The sequence below is a fragment of the Halocatena marina genome, assembly GCF_023276375.1.
Classification (GTDB): Archaea; Halobacteriota; Halobacteria; order Halobacteriales; family Haloarculaceae; genus Halocatena; species Halocatena marina.
Window position 1 is genome coordinate 2,971,979 of sequence record NZ_JALLPK010000001.1, and the last position, 24,002, is coordinate 2,995,980.

At 54.8% G+C, this 24,002-nt stretch carries 23 protein-coding genes and 1 tRNA gene; 6 read left to right on the forward strand and 18 right to left on the reverse strand.

Translation table 11 applies throughout. From position 1 onward, the window contains the following. Positions 1-133: 133 nt before the first annotated feature. The 7 genes from MW898_RS13935 to MW898_RS13965 form a co-directional block, all read right to left on the reverse strand. A complete protein-coding gene (locus tag MW898_RS13935; protein ID WP_248908270.1) occupies positions 134-700 on the reverse strand; it encodes a cysteine hydrolase family protein in 567 nt (188 codons plus the stop codon). Continuing rightward, entirely contained in the window at positions 697-1,497 is an 801-nt protein-coding gene (locus tag MW898_RS13940; RefSeq protein ID WP_248908272.1) for a YqcI/YcgG family protein, read from the reverse strand. Before MW898_RS13940 ends, MW898_RS13935 begins: the two co-directional genes overlap by 4 nt. Positions 1,498-1,589: 92 nt before the next feature. Then, a complete protein-coding gene (locus MW898_RS13945; protein WP_248908273.1) occupies positions 1,590-2,276 on the reverse strand; it encodes a competence/damage-inducible protein A in 687 nt (228 codons plus the stop codon). 37 nt (positions 2,277-2,313) lie between these two features. Beyond that, a complete protein-coding gene (locus tag MW898_RS13950; protein ID WP_248908275.1) occupies positions 2,314-3,072 on the reverse strand; it encodes a DUF5803 family protein in 759 nt (252 codons plus the stop codon). Then, positions 3,069-3,740: a DUF2110 family protein gene (locus MW898_RS13955; RefSeq protein ID WP_248908276.1), complete on the reverse strand. Its 672-nt coding sequence runs from the start codon at positions 3,738-3,740 to the stop codon at positions 3,069-3,071. The genes MW898_RS13950 and MW898_RS13955 overlap by 4 nt, the downstream gene beginning before the upstream one ends. Next, complete coding sequence (locus MW898_RS13960; protein ID WP_248908278.1) at positions 3,740-4,258, reverse strand: transcription factor; 519 nt, start codon at positions 4,256-4,258, stop codon at positions 3,740-3,742. The genes MW898_RS13955 and MW898_RS13960 overlap by 1 nt, the downstream gene beginning before the upstream one ends. A gap of 342 nt (positions 4,259-4,600) precedes the next feature. Further along, on the reverse strand, positions 4,601-5,782 hold the full coding sequence (locus MW898_RS13965; RefSeq protein ID WP_248908279.1) for a tryptophan--tRNA ligase: 1,182 nt from the start codon (positions 5,780-5,782) through the stop codon (positions 4,601-4,603). Positions 5,783-6,102: 320 nt separating this feature from the next. Between MW898_RS13965 and MW898_RS13970 the strand changes: the two genes are divergently transcribed. Further along, the gene (locus tag MW898_RS13970) at positions 6,103-7,287 is read left to right on the forward strand and encodes an inorganic phosphate transporter (RefSeq protein ID WP_248908281.1); all 1,185 of its coding nucleotides are present in this window, start codon (positions 6,103-6,105) and stop codon (positions 7,285-7,287) included. Positions 7,288-7,327: 40 nt separating this feature from the next. Here MW898_RS13970 and MW898_RS13975 read toward each other — a convergent pair whose 3' ends face one another. The 4 genes from MW898_RS13975 to MW898_RS13990 all read right to left on the reverse strand — a co-directional run bounded on the left by MW898_RS13975 (position 7,328) and on the right by MW898_RS13990 (position 11,188). Next, complete coding sequence (locus MW898_RS13975; protein WP_248908283.1) at positions 7,328-7,495, reverse strand: hypothetical protein; 168 nt, start codon at positions 7,493-7,495, stop codon at positions 7,328-7,330. 298 nt (positions 7,496-7,793) lie between these two features. Next, complete coding sequence (locus MW898_RS13980) at positions 7,794-9,302, reverse strand: carboxypeptidase M32 (RefSeq protein WP_248908285.1); 1,509 nt, start codon at positions 9,300-9,302, stop codon at positions 7,794-7,796. 25 nt (positions 9,303-9,327) lie between these two features. After that, complete coding sequence (locus MW898_RS13985) at positions 9,328-10,422, reverse strand: M20 family metallopeptidase (protein WP_248908286.1); 1,095 nt, start codon at positions 10,420-10,422, stop codon at positions 9,328-9,330. 172 nt (positions 10,423-10,594) lie between these two features. Next, positions 10,595-11,188 carry a hypothetical protein gene (locus tag MW898_RS13990; RefSeq protein WP_248908287.1) on the reverse strand — a complete coding sequence of 198 codons (594 nt, stop codon included), beginning with the start codon at positions 11,186-11,188 and terminating at the stop codon, positions 10,595-10,597. A 129-nt stretch (positions 11,189-11,317) separates the two neighbouring features. On the opposite strand from MW898_RS13990, the gene MW898_RS13995 reads away from it, so the two are divergent. Continuing rightward, the gene (locus MW898_RS13995; protein WP_248908288.1) at positions 11,318-13,195 is read left to right on the forward strand and encodes a PINc/VapC family ATPase; all 1,878 of its coding nucleotides are present in this window, start codon (positions 11,318-11,320) and stop codon (positions 13,193-13,195) included. A 262-nt stretch (positions 13,196-13,457) separates the two neighbouring features. On the opposite strand, the gene MW898_RS14000 is transcribed toward MW898_RS13995, so the two are convergent. Beyond that, entirely contained in the window at positions 13,458-13,898 is a 441-nt protein-coding gene (locus MW898_RS14000) for a bifunctional nuclease family protein (RefSeq protein WP_248908289.1), read from the reverse strand. Between the two features lie 144 nt (positions 13,899-14,042). On the opposite strand from MW898_RS14000, the gene MW898_RS14005 reads away from it, so the two are divergent. Together MW898_RS14005 and MW898_RS14010 are read left to right on the forward strand one after the other, a co-directional pair. After that, complete coding sequence (locus MW898_RS14005; RefSeq protein ID WP_248908292.1) at positions 14,043-14,330, forward strand: GYD domain-containing protein; 288 nt, start codon at positions 14,043-14,045, stop codon at positions 14,328-14,330. 176 nt (positions 14,331-14,506) lie between these two features. Next, the gene (locus MW898_RS14010; RefSeq protein WP_248908296.1) at positions 14,507-14,701 is read left to right on the forward strand and encodes a DUF8142 family protein; all 195 of its coding nucleotides are present in this window, start codon (positions 14,507-14,509) and stop codon (positions 14,699-14,701) included. A 77-nt stretch (positions 14,702-14,778) separates the two neighbouring features. On the opposite strand, the gene MW898_RS14015 is transcribed toward MW898_RS14010, so the two are convergent. From MW898_RS14015 to MW898_RS14025, 3 genes are all read right to left on the reverse strand, one after another. Continuing rightward, positions 14,779-14,863: transfer RNA gene (locus tag MW898_RS14015), tRNA-Ser, on the reverse strand. A gap of 125 nt (positions 14,864-14,988) precedes the next feature. Then, positions 14,989-15,570, reverse strand: a complete 582-nt coding sequence (locus MW898_RS14020) for a hypothetical protein (protein WP_248908298.1) — start codon at positions 15,568-15,570, stop codon at positions 14,989-14,991. A 152-nt stretch (positions 15,571-15,722) separates the two neighbouring features. Then, positions 15,723-17,276 carry a S8 family peptidase gene (locus MW898_RS14025; RefSeq protein WP_248908300.1) on the reverse strand — a complete coding sequence of 518 codons (1,554 nt, stop codon included), beginning with the start codon at positions 17,274-17,276 and terminating at the stop codon, positions 15,723-15,725. A gap of 369 nt (positions 17,277-17,645) precedes the next feature. Between MW898_RS14025 and MW898_RS14030 the strand changes: the two genes are divergently transcribed. After that, the gene (locus MW898_RS14030) at positions 17,646-19,514 is read left to right on the forward strand and encodes a cation:proton antiporter domain-containing protein (RefSeq protein WP_248908303.1); all 1,869 of its coding nucleotides are present in this window, start codon (positions 17,646-17,648) and stop codon (positions 19,512-19,514) included. A 179-nt stretch (positions 19,515-19,693) separates the two neighbouring features. Continuing rightward, on the forward strand, positions 19,694-20,641 hold the full coding sequence (locus MW898_RS14035; RefSeq protein WP_368409196.1) for an AAA family ATPase: 948 nt from the start codon (positions 19,694-19,696) through the stop codon (positions 20,639-20,641). Positions 20,642-20,694: 53 nt separating this feature from the next. Here MW898_RS14035 and MW898_RS14040 read toward each other — a convergent pair whose 3' ends face one another. The 3 genes from MW898_RS14040 to MW898_RS14050 form a co-directional block, all read right to left on the reverse strand. Continuing rightward, positions 20,695-21,828, reverse strand: a complete 1,134-nt coding sequence (locus tag MW898_RS14040) for a methyltransferase (protein WP_248908307.1) — start codon at positions 21,826-21,828, stop codon at positions 20,695-20,697. Between the two features lie 22 nt (positions 21,829-21,850). Continuing rightward, positions 21,851-22,117, reverse strand: coding sequence for a hypothetical protein (locus tag MW898_RS14045; protein WP_248908309.1), 267 nt, complete (start codon positions 22,115-22,117; stop codon positions 21,851-21,853). A gap of 489 nt (positions 22,118-22,606) precedes the next feature. After that, positions 22,607-23,788: an ABC transporter substrate-binding protein gene (locus tag MW898_RS14050; RefSeq protein ID WP_248908311.1), complete on the reverse strand. Its 1,182-nt coding sequence runs from the start codon at positions 23,786-23,788 to the stop codon at positions 22,607-22,609. Between the last annotated feature and the right edge of the window lie 214 nt (positions 23,789-24,002).

The following is a 24,002-nucleotide window of genomic DNA, read 5'->3' on the forward strand; positions in this document are numbered from 1 at the left end:
CTCTGCACCGATAGAATAAATGGTTCATTCAGCCAACAACCGCTAGAGCACGTCTGTGGAGTCATCACACGACAGCAGTAGCACCAATTTCCATATAAGCCGGTGAGAGACGTCGTTATTCCTCGTTATGTATTCACGAGAGATTCGATAGCACCTGTTCACTGTCTGCGATCGTGGCGAACTCATCTCGGAGGTGAGCGAGTGCTGCCTGATGATTATCATCCGCAGCGATCGCAGTTCCGTTGGGAGCCACTCGATCGAACGTTGCGGTTGCATCGGAAACGACAATCGCGTGAAAGCCGAGATTTTCCGCCATGCGTGTAGTCGTCGAGACACAGTGATCCGTCGTCAGGCCTGCGATGATGAGCGTCTCGTACTCGTGTTCGTGCAGCCACGATTCGAGTTCCGTGCCGATGAACGCGCTGTTGACCTGCTTTACAAAGACAGCCTCATCATTTTTCGGTGCTAGCTCTGGTTTGAAAGCAAACCCTGGTTGCTCACCCTTGAGCGGAGACGATTCCTCTTGTGAATCGTGGCGGACGTGGACAACCGGGCGTTTTGTTTCTCGCCACGTCTCAAGGAGGTCTCTGGCCCGGTGTTCTGCATACGGGTTGTTGCGCTTTCCCCACGATCGATCATCGAATCCTCGTTGGAAGTCGACGAGGAGAAGCACCGAATTGGTGGGAAGCGTCGATCTCATTGTCCTTGTCCGATGCTGACCGAGCTTTTTGGGTGCTCACGAGTGACTCGAAGTGGACATTTCGGTGGTGCTTGCTCGGAATCTTCCGGAAGCAAGTACTGGTGCCACTCCCGGTCGCCTTCGATCCCCCAATCGCCGAGGTTCGCGTGCGGGCAGACCCCATCATACGCTTCTAACCGGTCTTGGATGACCGTTCGAGCAGTTTGGCCCGCGTCGGTATCGGCGGTCACGCCGTGGAAGACGCCCCGTGGCTGGAAGGTCACTTCGAGACCAACCGAACAGTAGCGGCTCATTCGCTCCTCGTAAAATGGGGCACGCGACGTTGGAAACATGGGCTCACCGCCGAAACAGAACTCCCAGTGTGGGGTATCCGGATCTGTCGGGATGTCGGTGGGCCACGGTTCCGGATCGTGGATGTGAAGAAACTGGAGAATGTGCCAGAGGGCTTCGTGATAGTCGGCTTCAGTAGCTGTCCGCGTCGATGGTTTGAAGAAGACGGTGAGTGGCGCTCGCTCGCTATATTCTTCGTAGATATCGAGATACTCGATGATGGTTTCTCCGAGTGCAAAGAGCGCGTCTTTGTCGGTGAGCGACGCACAGAAGGTGTACAGCGCTGTGCCGTTTCGTTCGGTGTCGATGCCAAAGTAACACGGAAAAGGAGTTCCGTTTCGGTCTCCCAACACAGTCTCACGGAAGTTCTCGTAGTGGGCGATCCCCCACTCGGGCAGTTTCTCGGACGCGACCCGGTGTCGGACGGTTTCTTGATCCATCAAGGCGTGAACGGCGGGTTCGTTCATGCGCTTGGTTGAACACCAGACTAGCTATGTCTTTTTGGGATCGTTCGAAAGATGGACAGATGGCACATTCGGCGCGGTCGTAGACCGTTCACTCAGGCCGTTGTGACGCGTTCTATGAACCACTCTGTTGCTGCTTCCACGACGGATGCGTCCGTTCCGCTGATCTTCACCCGGACGAGTTCACCGGGATAGCTTCCCACAGCCACGTCGAATCGCGCTCTGAGTTCCTCGAATCGATCGAGCAGCGCGCTCTCTGGTTCGTCGACTGCCACTGTCGTGACGTGCTCGATAGTTCCTGAAAATTCGTCTTCGATTCGCTCGAACATCGCTTTCATCTCTGCTGGCACACCGGGAAGAACGTACGTTGAGCTGATGATGCAGCCCGGTGCAACGCCCGCGTCGTTGTGGAGCGGTTGTGCACCGGCAGGAATCTCCGCGGTTCCGTCGGTGAGGTCCTCTCGTGCGTATCCACCGTGTGTTTCGAGCCACGCTAGCGCCTCGTCGTTTTGTTCGAGTGTCCGTCCGAATGCGGCTGCGATGCCCTCCATCGTCAGGTCGTCGTGCGTCGGCCCGAGACCACCGGTGACGACAACCGCATCGTACTCGGCGTGGTATTCGTTGACGACGCGGGCGATGTCAGCAACGCGGTCAGGAACAGTCGTGATTCGCTCGATGTCGACCCCACGGGCCACGAGCTGTTCGGCAAGCCACGTAGCGTTCGTATTGACCGTCTCACCGGCGAGAAGTTCATCACCGACCGTGACGAGGGCGACCTGCATGAGATCCTGTATGACGGGGTCGGCTAAAAGTTCCCCCTTACGGCTGCTCGTCCTGGGTATCGATATCGAATCCGATGTTCTTCCGTATTCGTTCGAGCTTGCGAATCTGCATGAGGTAATAGCCTGCCCCAATGAGTCCACCGACAGCTAGTATTCCAGCGATACCACCGAAAATGAAGAGATCTTGGTTGAGGTAGTAGCGGACCGAGAGGCTGTCCGATTCGACCGACCGCCACGTGACGTGAACACGACCATCGACCGATTCAGTTTTGTAGTTATTGGGCTGGACACTGCCGAGAAGCGGCATGGAAACGTCCATACCCGATGGCAGGATGACCTCGTAGGATGGGCCGTCGAGTTCCCCCGAGTCTAAGAACACCGGCATGGTAATCGACCGACTCTGCTTATCCGCGACGAAAGCGACTTTGCCGTCTGGTTTTGGGACGTGGATCGTCGTACGCTTGGACGATTTATCGATATAGAACGACTTTTTCTCGCTGGGGGTGATCTCAGACTCATTCGGATAGCGATACGTCACAGCGCTCAGATCGAGAGATCGCTCCTGACCAAGTGAGTCGTGAGTGTATACATCGAGCTGTCGCTGATTGACTTTGTACACCGACTGATACTGGTCAGCGTTGAGTGTGAGTGTGGCGTCTGCATCGGTATCCCAGTTGAACTGTACGTTCTTTTTTTCCTTCTCCCCGCCACCGAAATCCATCCCAGTCATGGATGTGCAGCCAGCACTGACGGTCAACAGCACGAGGCAACCGACGATAGCGAGTAGGCGTTTCATGGAATTACACAGAGCAACTCTGACGGGAGATGTTGCCCGATAGCAGAGAGGATTCCAGGCGGATCAGTAGTCTCATGACAAACGATGCTCTGTTCGAGAAGCCCGAGTCGCTCGACAGTGACAATGTCTTGGGCGTGCCCCGCCCGGTTCACTGTGGCACGCACTTCCGCCCGTGTTGCGCTGTTTACGTTCACGCGACCGGTTCCGCGCGTCCATTCGTACAGACGATCGCGCTCTTCGTCAGCCAACCGAGGCTGCTCTCCGTAGACGAATCGGAGCGGGAGGTGCTGAACCAGCCCAAACCGCGTTCTGATCTGTTTTGGCGTTCCTGCTCCCAATCCGAGACGGTCGCTCGGAATGCGAATGTGCTTGTCCGTTCCAGCGTCGAGCGTGAGTCCCTCATCGTCCCACGCTTCGAGCGTTCCGACGTATTCGGTTCCTTCCTCGAACGTGGGCGTGATTGAACCCCACCGCTCGCGGAGAACGTTGCGCGCGACGACCGCGTCGGGGCCGTCGATTGTGACCGAGGGAAACCCATCCTCACGCAGACCGATCGTCCACTCGACATCAATTTCACCGAGATCGTTCTCGATGAGCGAACCCAGCGAGTCGATCGTGCGCTTTTGAGCAGTCCCTTCGACGTAGATTTTGGTTGCGAGAACGACCATTAGGCTTCCACATTTAGTTCAGCACGGAGTTTGTCGATGCGATCGTCCATCGCTTCGACGAGGACATCGTTACTCATCGGTTCTAGTTCGGCACCACATTGGGGGCATTCGAAGCCAAATTCGATTGCTTCCTCGAATTCGAACCGAATCGATTCCTCGGGGCAAAGGTAGAACTCGTGGTCAGTTTCGTACTCTCGGCGGTCTTCGAGCGCGTCAAGGAGACGGTACATCTCCTCTTCGAGCTGCTCAGGAACGTTCTCGTAATGGAACGTCCAGAGATAGGTAAGCCAGCCTGAGTCCTCATCGCGGAGCCGACGGTAGCTCGCGAGATCGTTCTCGTACAAAATAAACAGCGCCCGACGAACGTCATTAAGTTCGAGACCGAGATCCTCCGCGAGTTCTTCATCGGTTACTTCGCCGTCCGGCGGCGCAGCAGCAACCGGCATACCCGTCGGACCGACGAGTTCGTGGAGATACTTCTGAATGACGGGGTCGTTCAATAACTCCTCGAAGGCCATTAGGATGATATGTGCCGCTGATTCGGGTAAATCTTCCGCTCCATCGGTCGGGTCCGAAAACCACAACAACTGTGTAATCAATCGTCAACTCATCCGTTCAATGATGCAATCACGGTGTGTCGATGATCCAGATCACAGACGGAGTTCCCGGAGCACGGAGCAATCAAACGCCCCGAGCCGAGATCATAATGAGAGCAGCTGCCGGGAACGCGTGTGCTTTAGTGGCCATTGAATGGCCACGCCCCGTCCCGTCTCGGCACACGAACGGATATGTCACCAGCACCCGGCACCCAGTGCTTGCAACGAAAGCCACCTGTACGTGCTGCTTGCTCAATCATGTCGTTATTGTTGTGTCAATGAATTATCCGGGTATCCGGCTCGGTTTCGGGCAGTTTCGCGCTCGAGTTGTGTGAGTCGATACTGTTGTAGCTCGTCTTCGAGCGGTCCTAACTGTTGACGACGTTGCTGGTGTTCGTCGAGGAAATCTGCGATTTTTTCTGCGGCGATATCCTTGAGCTCACCGCTCAACAGCGACCCATTCCGGTACTCGCTGGCAAGTTGCTCCATCCGCTCGTTGTTCCCTTCGAAAAAATAATACAGAAGCTGATACGACACGTCAACTGCTGGGTCGCCGCCCTGTTTTCGGTGCGCTTCAACGCTCGATTGCCCACCGGAGTACGCGTGCGTTCTGATTTTTTCGAAGACAGTCTCACGATCGTCAGAGAGGAGGATACTGGGCGCTTCGTCCGAGGAACTCATCTTACCCGGGCCACCAAGACTCGGGAGGAACTTCGAGAGCAGGGCACCGGGCTTGTCCACGTCGTACCGTTGTTTGGCCGCAACGTCCCGACAGACACGAACGTGGGGATCTTGATCGATTCCGATCGGAACGAGCGTCGGATGACGGCCCCGGACAAGCTGTGGCAAGAGCAGATGGGTGGCTTGAACGGCGGGATAGAACGAGAGACCGACGTTCTCCGGGTCGCCGTAAGTCGCATCGACGGTCGATTGGGTTATCTCCCGAGCGAAGGCGACGGCGAGCGGGTAGATTACATCAGCGTCTGCAGTGTCCACAACAATACGGGTGCGATCGGGATCAAACCCGATGGCGAGAAGATCGAGCAGGTTCTCACGGGACCTGTCGCTTATCGTTTCGATCGATACGTCTTTGAGAAATGATTTCTCGTCGTCAGAGAACGGGATATAAACGAGTGCTCCGGTTTGATCTTGGAGATGTTTGGCGAAATATAGCGGGACAACGTGACCGATATGGAGCGGTCCGGAGGGACCACGCCCAGTAACGATGGAGTGGGTGCTGCCCTCGCTCACGGCATCGAGAAACGGCTCGACGTCGCGTTCTGCGTAGAATACGCTTCGCTCTACGAGCGGATGAACCGGGTCCGGGAACGCAGCAATCTGTTCTTCGGTGAGGGCATCGGCTCCGAACCGATCGAGCAGTCGATCGTAGTCAATGTCGCCTTCGACAGCATAGGGCGTTACGGTGAAGTCGTCTTCTTCTGGCATTGTCTGTTGATGAGTGGAGGTGCTGGTGATTGTGGTCGTGATCGTGTGGAGCAGGGACCATTATACGAATCAAATCGAAAAAGCGAGTGAGCACCGCGGTCGGTCCGAGCGAGAGATATTCGTCCAACCCGACCGCGATACTAGTCACTTCCCGTCGTCACTGCCATCGCCAACGCCAGCAATCGATGTCACGGGAAGTGACCATTATGAGCAAATTGGAGACGGCGAGTACTTAGATCCATCGTCGCACGCGACTTTGCTTGGGACGATGGTCATGCGAAGACGACAGGATATTATAGAATCCAGCAGAAGCAGAATCAATGGTTGCCTTGGACTTTTTGGCGGTCGTCCTGATCGCGTCGATCGCCAGTCTGTTCATGGCGTGGACGATCGGCGCTGGATCCAGTGGTTCTACCCCATTTGCTCCGGCAGCCGGGGCGAACGTTATCTCGGTGATGCGGGCGGGCTTTCTCGTCGGACTGCTTGGATTTGCTGGAGCAGTCTTTCAAGGGGCAAACGTCGCTGGAACCGTCGGTACAGGACTGATCTACGGAGTGACCTTGACACCCGGTGCAGTTGCCACAGGACTGTTCATGGCAGCATTACTCGTCTCAATCGGCATTTTTACGGGCTATCCGATCCCGACTGGCTTCACCGCAACGGGGGCTGTTATTGGCGTTGGGATCGCACTCGGCGGCTTACCCGCGTGGGGGACGTATAAGCAAATTGGTGCGATGTGGGTGCTCGTTCCGTTCGTTGGGAGTGGAGTCGCGTACGCAACGGCCCGGTTCCTTCGCCACGAAGACATCCCAGAGCGGATGAGCGTGCCGGCACTCGGTGGCATCGTCGGAGCGATCATCGCCAACATGTCGTTTGTGTTCCTCAGCGGACAGTCTATTGCCGTTGCAGGTGCGAACTGGCTCCCGCTCTCAGATGCTGTCGGCATCATGGTCGCCCAAATCGGGATTACGCTCGTGGTGGCTTTCATCGCAACGCTACTGCTTGCGTGGGATATGGCCAAGGACGAAGACCGGGGACTGAGCCACTTTCTACTCGTCCTCGGTGGGCTTGTCGCGTTCTCTGCAGGGGCAAGTCAGGTCGGTCTTGCGGTCGGTCCGTTGATACCGTTGCTCGATGATCTTCCGATCACGCTGTTGGCGCTACTCGTCGGAGGCGGACTCGGCCTGCTTGCTGGTTCCTGGATGGGTGCCCCCCGGATGATCAAAGCGCTCTCACAAGATTACTCATCGCTCGGTCCCCGACGGTCGATCGCTGCACTCGTTCCTTCTTTCGCACTCGCACAGACAGCGGTGTTCTTTGGGATCCCAGTCTCGTTCAACGAGATCATCCTCAGCGCAATCGTTGGGAGTGGCTACGCGGCTGGTGGGAGTAGCAGCGTAAGCCAAGAGAAGATGCTCAATACGGTGTTTGCGTGGATCATCTCTCTCACGATCGCAACAGTTGGCAGCTACGGTGTCTACGCCGCGATTAGAGCCATACTATAGAGCATCGAGACCGAATCTCTGTCGTCTCCGTCACCGTGTGTCACGTGTGTTGTCTGGGCCTTCGAGGGGGGAACAGCGTCACATCGCCGCCGAACGTGTTGAACAGCACGTCACAGTCCTCACACGCATACTGATACCCCGCTCGCCACGTCTGCTTGATTTGTGTCGACTGCTTACAGACCGGACAGACTGACGTGTGTTGCTCCATGGACAATGAACATCGGCTCGCTCATTGAACACACCGCATGTATACTCAAGGACGGTATATACGATCTATTCGCCGTCCAGCGATCTCGGACAGCACAGTATATCCGTCATTCATACGGCTCAAACTGCTCTCCGACTGAGAGCAGCGCTTCCCGGCTGGAAATCCTCCGACACTGGATCGAACAGCCAACGAGAGGAGAGGACAGATCGAGCGGCTGAAACAGAACGTGATGAAACAGAACGAGTGCGGTCCAGGAATCAAGGGGCGTTGTGGCTGAATTCCTTACCAAGCAATTCGCTCAGAGGTTGTACAGCTCGCTGTACTTTTCTTCGACGTAGTCGAGGAAGTAATCGGCAGTGTAGTCTTCGCCGGTCGCTTCACGCACTAGATCGGGGGTGGTGTAGCGTTGGCCGTGTTGGTGGACGTTCTCGGTGAGCCAATCGTGAAGCGCGTCGAACTCGCCAGATCGTATCTGGTCTTCGATGTCGGGAATGTCCTCGGTTGCCGCTGCGAACAGCTGTGCAGCCAGCACGCTTCCGAGCGAGTAAGTGGGGAAATACCCGAAGCTGGCGTGTGACCAGTGGATGTCCTGAAGACAGCCAGTGCTGTCGGTTTCGGGACGAACACCGAGATACTCCTCCATCTTGTCGTTCCAGACCTGTGGAACCTCCGCTACGTCGAGTTCGCCGTCGATGAGTTGACGTTCGATTTCGAACCGGAGGATGATGTGCATGTGGTAGGTCAGTTCGTCCGCCTCAACCCGGATCAGATTGTCGTCGTAGACCTGATTCGCGGCTTCGTACGCTTCACGAGCGGTCACGTCGCTCGTCTGTGGGAAATGCTCTGTCATCGTTGGAAGGAACTGTTCCCAGAACGGTTGTGAACGGCCGACGTGGTTCTCCCACAGCCGAGATTGAGACTCGTGAACAGAGAGATTGCGAGAGCTACCGAGTGGTGTACCGTAGTGTTCGCGCGGGAGTCCGAGTGTGTACGTTGCGTGACCGAACTCGTGGACCGTCGATGTGAACGCGTCGATCGGATCAGCCTCGTTGAACCGAGTCGTCACCCGAGCGTCGAACTGTGAGCCGAGTGAGAATGGGTGCGGTGCAACGTCGAGTCGGCCGTGTTCCCACGGGTAGCCGAGTCGGTCGAGCACCGCTCGACACAGCTCTTCCTGCGTCTCGGAGTCATACGTCCCAGAGAAGGCGTCGGTCGAGAGAGCCGCTCCGTCTGCCTTGTTTCCAATGTTCTCGATGAGCGGGACGAGACGGTCACGGAGCCGTTCGAGAACGCGCTCTGCGGTTTCTAAATCCAGATACGGCTCGTAATCGGCGAACAACACAGCATACGGATCGGCGTCGGGATCGATGTGCTCTGCATACTCTCGCTTGAGTTCGACGAGATGAGAGAGCGTCGGGGCGAACGTCTCGAAGTCGTCGTTTGCTTTCGCCTCTTTCCAGACAGGGAGCGCTTCGCTCGTCGTCTGTGAAATTTCCTCGACAAGCTCCGCTGGGACCCGATTAGCACGCTCGTACTGTCTCCGGACCTCTCGAACGACTGCCGATTGCTCTTCGCTCAGGTCCATCGTATCGAGTGACGAGAGGTAGTCGTCGGTCTCCTCACCCGTCAGCAGGTCGTGATGGAGCGTCGAGAGCGTCGACATCTGCTGTGAGCGCGCAGGCGTGCCCCCTTCGGGCATCATCACCTGTTGATCCCAACTGAGTATTCCGTTCGCATAATTGATGTTCGAAAGACGGCGCACGTGATCGACGAATTCATCGTAGACAGATTGCTGATCAGTTGCCATACCGGTGGCAGGAACCCGAGGGCTATCAATCCACGCCTACACGCTCTATGACCGATCGATAAATCCGGTAACACCGATCGAGAACGGGCAGGGAGACGCTCTCATTTTCGGTGTGGGCCTCTCCAGGCTCGGCTGCCCCACAGACGACACACGTCGTTCCTTCCTGTGCGAGCCACCCTGCATCAGTCGCGTGGGGTTTCGTAACGAACGCTGGTTCTGATGATTCAGGCTGTGCGTCTGCCGCAGCGTCGAGGACCGACTGTGCGAACGCATCGTCATCGCATGCCATCGGTGGAAGATCTTGGTCGATCTCCCATTCTACAGCCCCATTGGCTGTCGCTGCTTCGATGTCGCACCGTTCGCCGGGAACCGTTCGTTCGTCGATGGTGATTTCACACGACTCGGGAACGACGTTCCACGCGCTTCCGCCTTCGATTCCTGTAACGCAGATGCTCCCGCGGAGTTCGTGGTCGAGCACCGTCGCTTCGGGAGGAACGAGAGCGCGGAGCACATCAAGTGCATCCGCCGCACGGTAGACAGCGTTCTCCCCGCTCTCTGGTTCACTCGCGTGCGCTGCCTGACCACGAGCACGGACGGTACTCGCACGACGGCCTTTGTGCGCGACAGCGACATCGGTCACCCCATCGGCCGAGTAGCCAGTCGATCCTTCACCGATGACCGCATACTCGGGTGCAAATCCATCCTCGATGGCGTTGCGGACACCAACTCCGCCTTGCTCTTCGCCGCGAAAGCTGGCAACGGTGCAGGACGCGTCGGTGTCACGAAACGCATACATGGCGGCCGCAAGGGAACCCTTCATGTCAGCGCTCCCCCGGCCGTACAGCCGACCGTCCCGCTCTTCGAGAACGTACGTCTCGCCGTCTTGCTGTGAGTCGGCGGGCGGGACGACATCGTGGTGACCGACCAACGCAAGTGTATCCCTGTTCCCGGCACTCAATTCATTCCCTCGTCGAGCAATTACCCCAGCCTTGGTGTGCTCGACAGTCGCATCTGTTTCACGACGGAACCACTCGGCGATGAATTCGCCCGCTTTGTCTTCATCTTCGTGACTGGGAATCGAAACGAGCTTGCGCGTGAGTTCGGCGACAGTTGTGGTCACGAGCTGATCACCTCAAACGAACACCTCCAGAGACAAACCGATTGTTCGGACGTGAACCGCGTACAGCAGCCATGGTCCGACCGAAGACGCGCAGCGTGAAATATTGTTTGACGTTGATAGTCAAGAAATCGCAGTTAGCGTGAGAAGCAGAGCAGCGACGGCGGAGTTTCGGTTATGACTCGCTACTCGAATTGAATTCGCTGAAATTGAGAGTCGCAGTCCTTGTCCGAATTTCTTTCCCGTCGAGATGACAAACAGCGTCCAACTGTGAGTCAAAGTCCCCGTTCTCATTCGTATCGTGATACACCTTGACGTGGACTTTATGCGATCCCGATAGCTCCGAGTTTAGCCGGAGTGTGCTTCCGTCGGCGACAACAGCCTCATCCGTGGTGACGTGGTTAACACCGAGAATGGTGTCGTTCTCGTAAGCAACGAAGAAGACACTCATGTTCGCTGGCAGTCCGTATCCGAGCCGAAGTGTGTCTGGAGACCAAGTTTGCGTTCGGTTCGTGTCATTAAGCCTCCAATAGCTCACTGACACATTTTCGCACTCCATCGAATTCCCGACCGATGAAGAGATCGCCTCATTTTTCGATTGATCGACTGGAGCGAATCCCTGACACCCGCTAAAAATGCTCGATAGAACGACAATAGCGAGAAGAAGACGATTCCTCATGAGTGATACGGCGAACGTAGCGAGCGGCGCGGCAAATACTTTGTCCCATCTGGTGATGGCCAAGCGCATCCGTAGAGGAAGAGTACGCATGCGCCCTTCTCGTGCGTGCTGTCACAGCTGATAGAAGATACAGAACAAACAACGGGCTCCATATAGTTATACAATTCGACAATATCGCGGGTAAACACCCTTATAGCCCAGCGCGGTCCTAACGGAGGTATGAATGTCGTTCCGGACACGAGCGTGGTCATTGATGGCCGCGTGTCCGAACGTATCGAGTCGGAGTCTGGAGAACAGCGAGATAGTGTTGGTGACATCGATTTCACCGAAGCCGAAATCTACATACCGGAGACGGTCGTCGGCGAGTTGGAATCACAGGCCAACGTCGGTCGCTCGATCGGGTGGCGCGGGCTTGATGAGTTAAAGCGCCTCGCTGACCTCGACAGGGACGGATCTATCACTGTTAATTACGTCGGTCGGCGAGCGACGGACGAGGAGATTGGGCGTGCTGCTCGTGGTGAGATCGACGCCATCATCCGCGATGTGGCCGAAGAATACGACGCAACGCTCGTGACGAGCGATATCGTTCAGAGCGAGATTGCAGAGGCCAAAGGCATCGATACGCTCTATCTCGAACCATACGAAACCACCGTTGGAGCGCTCGGTATCGAGTCGTACTTCGATGAAACAACACTGAGTGTTCACTTAAAATCGGGCGTCAAGCCGATGGCAAAGCGTGGTGATGTCACGGAGGTAATCTACGAACCAGTCGGAGAAACGCCGCTCGATGACGAGGCACTCCGAGAATACAGTACCGAAATTCGTAACGCCGCACAAACGTCCGACGAAGGATTCACCGAGCTCTCGGAACAGGGAATGACTATCATCCAGTTCCGTAATTACCGCATCGCAATCGCGGAGCCGCCGTTCTCTGATGGGATCGAGATCACCGCTGTTCGGCCGCTCGTCAAGACTGAGATGGAGGATTACGAGTACGCCGACGAGTTGAAAGAGCGCCTCCTCGACCGCCAGCGTGGTGTTCTCATCGCCGGATCACCCGGCGCAGGTAAATCAACTCTCGCACAAGCAGTCGCAGAGTTCCTCTCAGAGAGCGATTACTCCGTGAAGACGATGGAAAAGCCGCGGGATTTGCAGGTCGGCCCAGAGATCACCCAGTACACAGAGCTCGGTGGACAGATGGACAAGACGGCAGACTCGTTGCTCATGGTCCGTCCTGACTACACCATCTACGACGAAGTGAGAAAGACCAGTGATTTCCGCACGTTCGCAGATATGCGTCTCGCTGGTGTCGGTATGGTTGGTGTCGTCCACGCTACTCGGGCCATCGATGCGCTCCAGCGGCTCGTTGGGCGAGTCGAGCTCGGGCTAATACCACAGGTCGTCGACACTGTCGCCTACGTCGACGCGGGTGACGTGGACACAGTCTATGATGTCTCCACCCAAGTCAAAGTGCCCGAGGGACTGATGGAAGAAGATCTCGCTCGACCCGTTATCGTCGTTCGAGATTACGAGACCGAGCGACCCGTCTACGAGATGTACACGTTCAATCGGCAGGTCGTCACCGTTCCAGTCGACGAGAGCGAACGCCGAGAATCAGGCGTCGGTCGAATCGCCAAGCAGGAAATCGAACGCGAGATCCGCTCTGTCGCTCGGGGACACGTGCAGGTCGAACTACAAGGACAAAATCGAGCCGTCGTCTACGTCGAAGACGACGATATCTCGTATGTCATCGGCAAGGGCGGTGGTCGCATCTCACAGATCGAAAACCGGCTCGGCATCGATATCGATGTCCGATCACTTGATGATCAACCGCAGAGCCACGCGAGCGGAGAGACAACCAGCGAGACGACATCACAGAAAGACGTTGTTACCCCCGAAATTACCTCCAGGCATGTCGTCATCCCGCTTGAAGACCACGCTGGCGAGACCGTCGAGGTACAAGCTGACGGCGAATATCTGTTCACAGCCACGGTGAGCCGGGGCGGCGAAGTGCAGGTATCACGCGGCAGCGCCATCGCAGAAGAACTAGAGCGCGCTATTGACGATCGACGCGAAATCACGATCATGTCTGCCTAATCTGTCTGAGTTCGTGTGTGTTGTGTTACATTATCAGAACCTAATGAAGAGAGATTCCGGCTGACACCGACGGCTAAGCACACCGATGGATGTGATCCCCATCGAGCGTAGCGTTCATCAAACAGAAACTACGGGTACCAACCGACAGACCTCAAATCACGGGAGCTGTCCGAACGCTGTCGAGATATTCTCTGGCGTATCAAACAACGCGTTCCAAAGAGCGAAGACGAGGAGACAGAATAGAATGGGATGAAAAAAACGGTTATTCGACAGATGATTCGTACGACGAGTGCGGTTGTCCTGCTTCTTCGACCACGGTGTCTTCAAGTTCGATCGGGCAGTCGACTCGGAGTGCGATGGCGATACCATCACTCGGGCGGGCGTCGAACGTTCTCGTACGTCGTTCACCGTCGCGGTACTGTTCGGCGTTTATTTTCGCGTAGAACGTTCCGCCGGCGAGGTCGTCGATGCGGACGCTATCGATGGCCGCCCCGAACTCCGTAACCATATCCACGAGAAGATCCTGTGTGAGTGGACGATCGAACGACTCGCCGTTGAGTGCCAGCCGTATCGACTGCGCTTGATCGGGGCTGATAAAGATCGGAACGATCTGATCGTTCGCGTCAAGCAGCACGACAGGGACCTCTTGCCCACCTTCAAACATACTCACGCCGATCCCATGGACGGTGGCGGTCTGTACCATACCCTAGTATTCGGCAAGCAGGTATGAAAAACTACCCCGGAAGAGAGAGCGCTATCCACGTTGAATCCTCGAAAATCGGTCAACACTTCGGTTTGTTCGAAAAAGGCCACAACTGTTTTAATGTTTGTTACCAAAGCTCACAGTATGGGGATGTACATGTCGCTCGTCAAGGTGAACGAAGCGCGTATTCAGAACGTTCAGAAGTTAGCGACGATTTGGGGAGACATCCAAAACGAGATTCAGAACCACGACGGTGAACTGTTCGATTCGTACGCGATTCTTGGTGAATATGATTTTCTCGTCTTGTTTGAAGCCCAAGACCGCTACCACGCGTTCCAAATCGCACTGATTATCGAACGTCGCGGACTCGACATGCAGACGATGGAGATCATCCCGTCGGATCAGTTTGGACGACTCGTCGAAGACATTTGATCAATTTTTTTGCTTCTGTATCAGTGACGGTTCAATAGTGCTGTCGGACGATGATCATCGGCTGAGATGTGTCGACACCATCGTTACAAAATCGCTCGCTACAACCGCTCTGTGTTCGTGAAATAAAATCGCCGCGTGAACGCGCTGTTTTTGCCATTGGCTCTCCGAAGAGAGATATGAAACAGCTCGAAGCTCAAAAATCGCGCAAACGAGCGCTCCTTGCGGTGTTGCCGTTTCTGTTCTTGGGGCTTGCCGACGTGTACTTTCTGTTAGAGTGGGGACTCAATCCACTCTGGGGAGTCATGATTCTCCCGCCGATCCTATTTATCTCGGCGCTCGCGTGGATTGCCTTCAAAAGTGGATTTGTTTGATATTTTATAATAGAGATTATGCTCGTTGATTATATCATCCAACTAACGCTAGACTAGGCAGCAGTAAGATATGAAAACGCCGGAGGAGAGATTTGAACTCCCGAGTCCGTGAGGACAGCAGATTTCGAATCTGCCGCCTTGGCCAGGCTAGGCTACTCCGGCACACTACCATCTATTCCGTCCTCCACTTAGTCGGTTTCGGTTCTGGTTGCTGTGTCGGTCAGTTTTGCAGACAATAGCGGTGTTACTCACCTTGCTCAAAATAAAACATCTCCGGCAACCGCGGCTCAAGTTCTTGTTGTGTAAACAGCTGCACTTCCCGCTGCTGCTGTCCCAATTGCACCGATGAGGCAGGGAACGAAGTAATTACTAAAACTGACCGGTGCAGCAACGTTGGCTGTGATCAAAATGAAAGCAACAATAAAGAACAAGAGATGCCCGCCAGCCGTCGAAGCAGCCGCTGTCGCGTACACCTGTGACGGTGGTTCTCCAGAGAGGACAGAGCCGGTCTGGAGTCCCGCGATCACTCCTAAGACAGGACCGAACAGAACGAGTGTGATGATTGCAGGTTCGAAGATGCCCCGGACATCCGGGGAGCCAACCACTGCATAGCCAGCGATACCAACTCCAAAACCAGTGACGAAAAAGAGTGCAAGTACCGACTTGATCTGTCGTACCGTACTCTCTTTTTTGAAAATCTCACCGATCTCATCGTATGACCTGATCTCGTCGTGGTGTCGCTGTGGCTGTACGTCGGGAATCGCGGTTTTTTCCGATTGACTGCCCCTGTTATCTGACTCTCCGTCCAACTCCGAGGAGGCAGATTGTGCGTTCGATCGATTGTTGGTGTCGAATTCGTTAGTGGGCATCCATAGCGAATTCCTCACACATTGGATTCAAACTATCGATATGATTGTAAAGTCACAATCATTGAATAAGAGAAGAAGAAAGCGATTAGCTCAGCAGTGACGTCATTAAAAGACACAAAAAACTGTTGTTTGGAACGACGTGTCGTGTCCTTTCAGGGATACTCAGTGATGGTGAGCGAGTATCCGCCGCTACCGCTGTAGGAATCAGCGAGTATGTGCAGCGGCGTCGAACTGTCGGGATTGTCGATGGTGATCGACTCTTGGCTGTTGCTCGACCACGAGCGGTGGGTGTAGCTCGAAGTGGATGGACAAGTTCCAGTTCCTTCGTTCACGAAGAGGTCGAAGTCAGCACTCGATGGGCCATCGAGTTCGACGACAACCTGACTCGGTGCGCTCGACTCCCACGACCACTCCCAACAATCGCTGTCTGCAGAGCTTGACAGCGAATCAGAGAGAGTCTCTGTATACGGATCACCGCCACCACCACCGCCGTCTCCAGGTTGGGTGGTAACAGCGTTACCAGCATCGACGCGGCCACTGCCCTGCTCATCGCTCGGGAGACCAATATCAGCAGCAGTGTTCTTGAGATGGCTCCGGAGTTCGCTGTTCGTGAGATCCCATTTGGCAAGCGTGAGTCCAGCGACACCGGCCACCACTGGTGTCGCCATCGAGGTTCCCGAAATTGTATTGTAGCCGTCGTCGGTCCACGACGAGAGAACGTCCGTTCCCGGCGCTGCGAGTTCGACCGAGCTACCATACTGGGAATACGATGCAAGTGATCCGTCGGAATCGAGTGCCGAGACCGCCACACACTCGCTGTATGCCGCTGGGTACGAGACACCCTGGGTGCCTGAATTGCCTGCCGCGGCGACCACGAGCGCGCCATTGCTAGTGGCGTAGGAGACCGCATTTTTCATCGTTTGGGTGTAGCCACCGCCACCCAACGAGAGATTGATCACGTCTGCGCCTTGGTCGGCGGCCCACTCGATTCCGTCTGCAATGTCGCTGGTCGACCCACTGCCAGCCTCGCTTAGCACGCGACCAGAGAGAATCGTCGAGTTACCGATCCCTGTCACCCCGGTACCGTTGTCGACACCTGCGGCCGCAATGCCCGCGACGTGCGTCCCGTGATACTCTTCGGACATGCTGTCCGGATACGGATCGCTATCGTCATCAACGAAGTCATAGCCTGGATCACTGGCCATGTTCCCCGAAAGATCCGGGTGATCGTACTTCACGCCTTGATCAATCACAGCGATGGTCACGCCAGCATCACCTAAGGTGTCATCCCACGCGGTGGCGGCATTCACCATCTGATCAGCGTACTGATCGCCGTACTGAGGGTCGTTTGGCTGATACTGTGTGTGATACGTCGCGTTCGGCTCGACGTATTTGACTGGGCCACGACTCTTTACAGCCTGTGCTAGGGACGTTTGTGCCTGTGTGCTAGCCTGATCGGGCAGTTCGACAGCAGCGTATCCCAGATTGTCGTTCTCGTGAACAACGCGTGCCCCGCTCGGAAGATGCGGTGTGACCGCCGTGCGCGTACCACTCGCCGTCGAGCTCACACCAACCAACAACTCGTTTGTCTTCGGTCCCGGTGTGCGCCCGGGTACCGCTGATGCGAACCCAGTGAGCCCTGCAAGCCCCGCGAGTCCGCTCAATTGTAAAAATGTCCGTCGGTCTAAGGTGTCATTTCCTCGCATACCCGAACCAACAGATGGATTAATAACACATAAATCTATTCATATTTAATATAATATATTATTTAAATACATTAGATTGCAAGTATGATTTAGTAGTAGTTGATCCAATTCGAATGATTTTGGTGAACATTGGCATCGATAGTTTTTGATTTGTGATAAAACAGTAGTTAACCGACAACCGCAATACATTATTATTTCTAAAGATATAAAAGAGATAAGCCCATTAGAAGGTTATCGGAGACACCAAAATCATCGTGTTATCACAAAGATCGAAATCGGCCTGTTTTTTACCTCGGTTTACCAACGTGAGCAAGAGGGACCAGCGATAATGTCGGCGCAGTTCAAATTGGAAGTGGGGGAGTTGTGAGCATGCTCGGATTGGACGTACTCGTCGTCCTTATACTTGCACTCGGTGTCATCGCTCAGGTACTATCTAGTCGATTCGAAGTCCCGAGTGTTCTCTTTTTACTCATCACGGGAATCATCGTTGGACCAGAGGGACTAGGACTGGTCGCAGTCGATTCGTTCGGTGAGTCTCGGACGACGATTATCGGACTCAGTGTAGCGATCATCATGTTCGAGGCGGCGTTCCATCTCAAAATAGAGAAGTTTCGAGAGGCCCCAAAGACGACGTTTCGACTCGTTACCACCGGTGCAGTGATTGCCCTTGTCGGGACTGCCATCGCCGTCCGTGTGTTTCTCGATGCGTCGTGGCAGGTGGCGTTTCTCATCGGAGCACTGCTGGTAGCAACGGGACCGACGGTCATCACCCCCATTTTGAACACGGTTCGATTACGCGATCGGGTTGGTGCAGCACTTGAGACAGAAGGAGTAACGAACGATGTTACCGCGTCTATACTCGCAGTCGCGGTGTTTCATTTCATCATCGCACCAGACACCAACATCAACACCATCTTCAGTTCGTTCATCAAACGGCTCGGTACGGGCGTCCTCATCGGACTGGTCGTTGCGGTGCTGGTTTGGTATCTTCTGGAACACGTCGAATTCGCTTCGGGCGACGCATCACAAGAAGCCCGCTTGCTCACGCTGGCCGGTGCTCTCGTCGCGTTTACTACTGCAAACGCAATACCGGAAGCAGAAGAGGCAGGGATCGCAGCAGCCGTGACTGCTGGGATTATTCTGGGTAACGTAAATCTATCCTACGAGGAAGAAATCGAGGCGTTCAAGGGCGATTTATCGCTGATCGTCCTCTCGTTCGTCTTCATCGTCCTGGGAACGCTGATTCAGTTCGATGCGTTGTTCTCGGCCGGATTCGGTGGTCTCGCGGTCGTGGTCGCAGTCGTTGCCGTGATTCGACCGCTCATTGTGCTTTCTGCAACATACGGAACGCAGATAACCAAGCGAGAACGGATCTGGATGTCTGCAGTGGCACCGCGCGGAATCATTCCCGCCAGTGTTGCGACGCTGTTCGCGCTCGAACTACGGGCCCACGGCATGGCCGACGCCGCGACGCTGCTCGCGGGAACCGTGTTCCTCGTTATCCTCATTACTATTGTCTTCCAAGGAGGACTAGCCAGACACCTCGCGGAATACCTGAATGTGATACCTATGCGTGCAATCATCGTGGGCGGCGGCCGGGTTGGCCGCGCGCTTGCAGAACGTTTGGATGATCGAGGCGAGAACGTCGTTATTATCGATAACGATAACGAATCAATTGAAGCTGCCCGTGCGATGGGATTCACCGTACAGCGCGGTGACGCGACGGATTTGGAAGTGTTGCGCGATGCGGGCGCGGAACACGCAAAGATCGTTGCAGCAGCGGCTGGAGACGACGACGTGAATCTGCTCGTTGCACAACTTGCAAGAACGTCCTTTGGAATCGACACCATCATCGCCCGATCGAATAACCGTTCGAACGTCGATGCCTTCGAAGAACTCGGTGTCCGTACCATTTCCACCGGCCTCTCAGTCGCGTGGGCGATGGACAACGCCATCGAACGACCCGCGCTCTCACACTGGATGAACGAACTCGGGCGAAGCGGAGACGTACAAGAAGTAGAAATCACTAGCGACAAGCTGGTCGGAAAACAAATCCAAGATATCGGAGATGAACTTCCGAACGGCTGTATCATCGGTCTCGTGAGCCGAGATGGAGACAACGTCGTCCCGACATCGAATTTCGAACTCGAAAAAGGCGACCATCTCACGATTATCGGCCGAAAAGAAGCAGTCCGAGACGCAATCTCGCTTTGTCATCCAGAACGCGTCCGAGCGTGAGCCTCGAATAAGAACCTAAGTTCAAATTCGAATCCAAGTATTTTCACATTTAATGGTGTGATCACGTTCCGACTGCTTTCTGTATCGGTACGTCTAACTAGCGGGGAAGATGTGTGAATAGAGACACGAGGAAAGCCATGGAGACCAACACAGACACCACGGGAACAGAGGGAGCGGACATCGATATCGACGAAGGCGGTGCAGTGTGTGAACAGATCGTCGATGCAGTCGGTTCAGGCGTTGTTTGCGAGCGAACGTTCGTCGAGCGAGTTTTGCTCGGTATCCTCGCACGTGGACACATTCTGTTAGAGGATGTTCCGGGAACAGGAAAGACGCTCACTGCTCGTTCAATCGCCACTGCGCTTGGGCTATCGTTCTCGCGGATTCAATTCACACCAGATCTCCTTCCGAGCGACGTGACAGGGACGTTCATCTATAACGAAGAGCAACAGGAGTTCGAATTCTCCTCGGGCCCGATCTTTGCTAGTGTCGTCCTTGCAGACGAGATAAATCGTGCACCGCCCAAAACGCAGAGCGCGCTCCTTGAGGCAATGGAAGAACGACAGGTGACGGTCGATGGCGAGACGCATCAGCTGCCAGAGCCGTTTTTCGTTATTGCGACGCAGAATCCGATCGAGATGGAGGGTACCTTCGAGCTACCCGAGGCACAGATCGACCGCTTTACTGTCAAAACGAGCATGGGGTATCCCGATCTCGATGGAGAGATTGAACTCCTCCGTCGGCGGGCGAATCGCACCGAACGTAGCCCGAGCGTAGAACAGGTACTCACGTCCAAAGAGGTAGATACGATCCGCTCTCTTCCAGAAGCAGTCCGTGTAGACGACGATCTCGTCCAGTATATCGCCGCCATCGCACGTGAAACACGGAACGATCACCGCGTTTCTGTCGGTGTCAGCCCACGAGGGACACAGCAATTGTTCGAAACCGCACGAGCACAGGCAGTCATTGAGGGACGAGAATACGTCACACCAGATGATATCAAACAGATCGCCGACTCCGTCCTCTCACATCGTCTCGTCCTAACGACAGACGCACACGTCAACGGTGTACAAAAGGATAGCGTTCTCGCAGACGTATTGGACGAGATACCCGTTCCCACCGTGTGAGAGATCACATCGATTGGTCTCTCAAACAACGTATCAAGCGAGTAGCTCACCAATCAGAGAGTAGCGTTTAATACGACGTGATCCGAGCCAGTGTGGTTGATCTCGATTCCATCGAATCCAGTAAGATGCTCTCGTAAATCGAGTTCGCGGTGATGAACCATCGTGAGCCGTCCGTTGGGAGCGAGAACGGCACGAGCACCAGCAAAGAGTTCAGAGAGGACACCCGTTCCAGCGTGCGTCGGCGGGTTACAAAGGATTCTATCGACGGATCGTGGAATTGCGCTATCCTCAACGCAGTCAGCAGTGACGACGGTTCCCACCACTCCAGACGCCCGAAGGCTGCGTTTTGCACACGCAGTTGCGAGGCAATCGTCATCACTCAGCCAGACATCACAATCCGCAACACTGGCCGCATACACCCCAAATGCCCCGTATCCACAGCAGAGATCCAAAACGCGCTCGTGATCTTTGATCTCGTTTTCGATTGTTTCTAGAAGGAGTCGAGAGCCGCTATCGAGTGCGTTTGCGGCGAACAAGCCCGGAACGGAAAGGAGAGTGAGATCAATTCCGTTCACAGTCGCGTGAATTCGTCGTGGAGTGACGTAGGTCTGCGGATCGGAGACGTGTCCACGAGCTTCGAGAAGCTGATACTCACCTCGTTCAGAAACTAGAGTGACATCGGCCGCAATCTCGCTGAGACACGCCTCGTATCGAGTGAGGCCAGTCTGCTTCGACGCGGCGAGATACAGACAACCGTTCGGTCGAAGCACAGATAGCGCATTGGCGATCCGCTGTTTCCCGATCGAGAGCGGCGTGTACTGCCTGGGCGCATACGCGACTGAATCAAACGCACGCTCGTGTGTCGTGAGATCAGATGATAGTGAAACTGACGCGCCAGCATCGTTTTCCCGGCTGTTGTGCGCACACAGCTGTGCTGCTCGTGCACTCGATTCTGTCATCTCGACCGAATCTGCCTGTTCGGAAAGAACAGTTCCGACGACGCCGTAGTTCGCCTCCAGACAGAGGAAATGGCCGAGCGGAACGTCCCAGAGAGCATCCAGCAATAATAACTCTGCCTCCCGAAACGACTGCTTTGAAACAACACCATCGGCAGTCCGAAATCGATATTCAGAACGGGCACTGGACACCCGCGATGCGAGCGTCAGTTCATAGGGCGCTCGCTTCATCGTCCCCACCGAACCGAATTATTCACCCAGTAGCGACAGTCCAGACAGTAACGACAGTAGCGATGACAGCGACAGTCGTCGTGCCAGCAATGGTTGCGGTGGCTGCGATAGTGACGAGAGTGGTGGTTGTTCGATACGAGAGATTCGAGACGGTTGGTCGGACGTGGTGTAGTATTGCGCATCGACGTGGAATCGGCGGCTCATAGCCTGACGGTCGAAAATCGGAGCCATTCCACACGCTGCGCTCGTACGAATTGTGAGAGAGAACCGATGAAAACGGCCCACGCACTACGCACAGCGTGCAGAGCCAAGTGCCAGAAAGCGAAACGTCCCGACAACCACGGATTCAATCGTGTTGTCGAACCGTACACAGTTGGCGAGCCGGCCGAACCTGTTTCGCTCTGCGTAATGCTCGTGTAGCGACACTACACCAGCACGCAGAATGACGAGGTCGACCTGAAGGTCTTGTTCAACGTATATCCCGTTATACAGGTAAGTGATTTAAATCCACGGTATGATTTGGAATCAATCTCCGAAAGATGAAGCACACGACACCACGTGCGATCCTGCGTCAAACTCGCATACGTTCAATCAGGAAATATTAGTCGACCGATGTTCCCCTTATCGTAAACAGAATCAATGCCACATATTTTCGCTCTAATTCGTCTCGTTCTCGGTACCGACGATATTCTGATGATAGTCGTCAGCTTGAATTGAACTTCGGTAGCTCGCTGTTTGACTGCGAAGACAGCGTGCGTCTCCAGCGATGACTAAAACACTACTGCGCTATGTTGCCGTTGACAATGTCTCCAACTCGTTTTGGATCGAACAGCGTCACGTCTTTGAACACATCAGGGTAGACTTGTTTTGCGGCTCGTCGTGTCAGCACGAGATTCGTGATCGGACCTTGATAGAGGGGACCGCCTCGGTACACCTTGTCGTTCTTGACAGCTTGGAGTTGGCTCGCCACCTGATGTTCTTTCATGAATTTGACGATGGTGTTCTCGAACTCCGTTTTCGTCTGACTTTCGTGTCCACGGAAGAGCAGCACCTCTGGATCGACTTTCAAAAGCGTCTCGTAATCGACGTGTCCGCGCGCAGTGTGGAAATTTTTCACGTTTGACGCCGCGAGCGCATCGCGTACGCCGAGATCCCGCCACTGTTTGAAGCTCGTCCCCTTGTCAATGATGTATGGTGAGAATTCCTTGGGTTCGTTGCCAGAGGCCCAAAAGAGCGCAACACTCGGGCGCTCTTTCTTCGGTGGGAGGTTAGACTTGATCTTCTGCTGAAGTTCCTCGTCGAGTTTCTTAAACGCTGAATAGCGCTGTTCTTCCTGAAACATCTTCGAAAGTTTCTCGAAGGCCTCATACAGCGTGTAGTAGGGGTAGTCGTGCCATTTGTACCCCTGCGAGAAAATACTGTTTCCGAAGAACGGACCGACGTTCTTCGTGATCCCGTCGATGTCATTGCGATCCATACCTTTGAATCGATTGAGAATGAAGTTCGGATCCATCACGTGGACGTCGGCCGCGGTCTTGTAGAACACCTCCTTGCTGATACCGTCGGTATAGAGGTCAATCATGTTGCTCTTATCGACAGAGACACCGGGAATCTCGTCGTAGAGTTGGGTGTGATACCGATCGGTGAGCCATACTCCCTCTGGTGGTTTCTGGCCGAGAGCAATACCCATATCAGCCCAACTACCGTTGTTTGCGAGCCACGTCTCCGGTACGCCATCGAAGGAAACCTCACCCATCGGTTCGATGGACACCGTATACGAACCACTCGACGAACCATCAGTCGACTGAGAGCTACCAGACCCGTCAGTTGTCTTTGATCCGTTTTCCGATCCATCTGAACCATTCATCTGATCTAAACACCCGGCGAGGAACGTGCTGCCGACCGCCGCGGTTACACCAACGCGCAAAAATCCTCGACGAGAGGTATTTGAGTCCGTCATCGCTATTTAGGCTGACCTAAAGGTTCAAAACGGCTTCGATTTTGGCTCGCCAAAACCGAATGTTTGATGAAGCTATTATTTTATGTAGGTATTCAGGTATGGGATGAGCTGCTTCTCACCTGTGTCTGTGGTCAGTAAACCATCGTCTCCCGTACGCTGACGATCAGTGTTGATATTCATCGCAGTAGGGATGTCACACAATTTCTGAAACACG

Coding starts and splice junctions, on each gene's coding strand:
- MW898_RS14050 (WP_248908311.1), bottom strand. CDS start 23,788: ATGACGGACTCAAATACCTCTCGTCGAGGATTTTTGCGCGTTGGTGTA.
- MW898_RS14005 (WP_248908292.1), top strand. CDS start 14,043: ATGGGGATGTACATGTCGCTCGTCAAGGTGAACGAAGCGCGTATTCAG.
- MW898_RS14010 (WP_248908296.1), top strand. CDS start 14,507: ATGAAACAGCTCGAAGCTCAAAAATCGCGCAAACGAGCGCTCCTTGCG.
- MW898_RS13975 (WP_248908283.1), bottom strand. CDS start 7,495: ATGGAGCAACACACGTCAGTCTGTCCGGTCTGTAAGCAGTCGACACAA.
- MW898_RS13980 (WP_248908285.1), bottom strand. CDS start 9,302: ATGGCAACTGATCAGCAATCTGTCTACGATGAATTCGTCGATCACGTG.
- MW898_RS14040 (WP_248908307.1), bottom strand. CDS start 21,828: ATGAAGCGAGCGCCCTATGAACTGACGCTCGCATCGCGGGTGTCCAGT.
- MW898_RS14000 (WP_248908289.1), bottom strand. CDS start 13,898: ATGGTACAGACCGCCACCGTCCATGGGATCGGCGTGAGTATGTTTGAA.
- MW898_RS13945 (WP_248908273.1), bottom strand. CDS start 2,276: ATGCAGGTCGCCCTCGTCACGGTCGGTGATGAACTTCTCGCCGGTGAG.
- MW898_RS13955 (WP_248908276.1), bottom strand. CDS start 3,740: ATGGTCGTTCTCGCAACCAAAATCTACGTCGAAGGGACTGCTCAAAAG.
- MW898_RS13995 (WP_248908288.1), top strand. CDS start 11,318: ATGAATGTCGTTCCGGACACGAGCGTGGTCATTGATGGCCGCGTGTCC.
- MW898_RS13935 (WP_248908270.1), bottom strand. CDS start 700: ATGAGATCGACGCTTCCCACCAATTCGGTGCTTCTCCTCGTCGACTTC.
- MW898_RS13940 (WP_248908272.1), bottom strand. CDS start 1,497: ATGAACGAACCCGCCGTTCACGCCTTGATGGATCAAGAAACCGTCCGA.
- MW898_RS14030 (WP_248908303.1), top strand. CDS start 17,646: ATGCTCGGATTGGACGTACTCGTCGTCCTTATACTTGCACTCGGTGTC.
- MW898_RS14025 (WP_248908300.1), bottom strand. CDS start 17,276: ATGCGAGGAAATGACACCTTAGACCGACGGACATTTTTACAATTGAGC.
- MW898_RS13965 (WP_248908279.1), bottom strand. CDS start 5,782: ATGCCAGAAGAAGACGACTTCACCGTAACGCCCTATGCTGTCGAAGGC.
- MW898_RS13970 (WP_248908281.1), top strand. CDS start 6,103: ATGGTTGCCTTGGACTTTTTGGCGGTCGTCCTGATCGCGTCGATCGCC.
- MW898_RS14020 (WP_248908298.1), bottom strand. CDS start 15,570: ATGCCCACTAACGAATTCGACACCAACAATCGATCGAACGCACAATCT.
- MW898_RS13950 (WP_248908275.1), bottom strand. CDS start 3,072: ATGAAACGCCTACTCGCTATCGTCGGTTGCCTCGTGCTGTTGACCGTC.
- MW898_RS13960 (WP_248908278.1), bottom strand. CDS start 4,258: ATGGCCTTCGAGGAGTTATTGAACGACCCCGTCATTCAGAAGTATCTC.
- MW898_RS13990 (WP_248908287.1), bottom strand. CDS start 11,188: ATGCGTACTCTTCCTCTACGGATGCGCTTGGCCATCACCAGATGGGAC.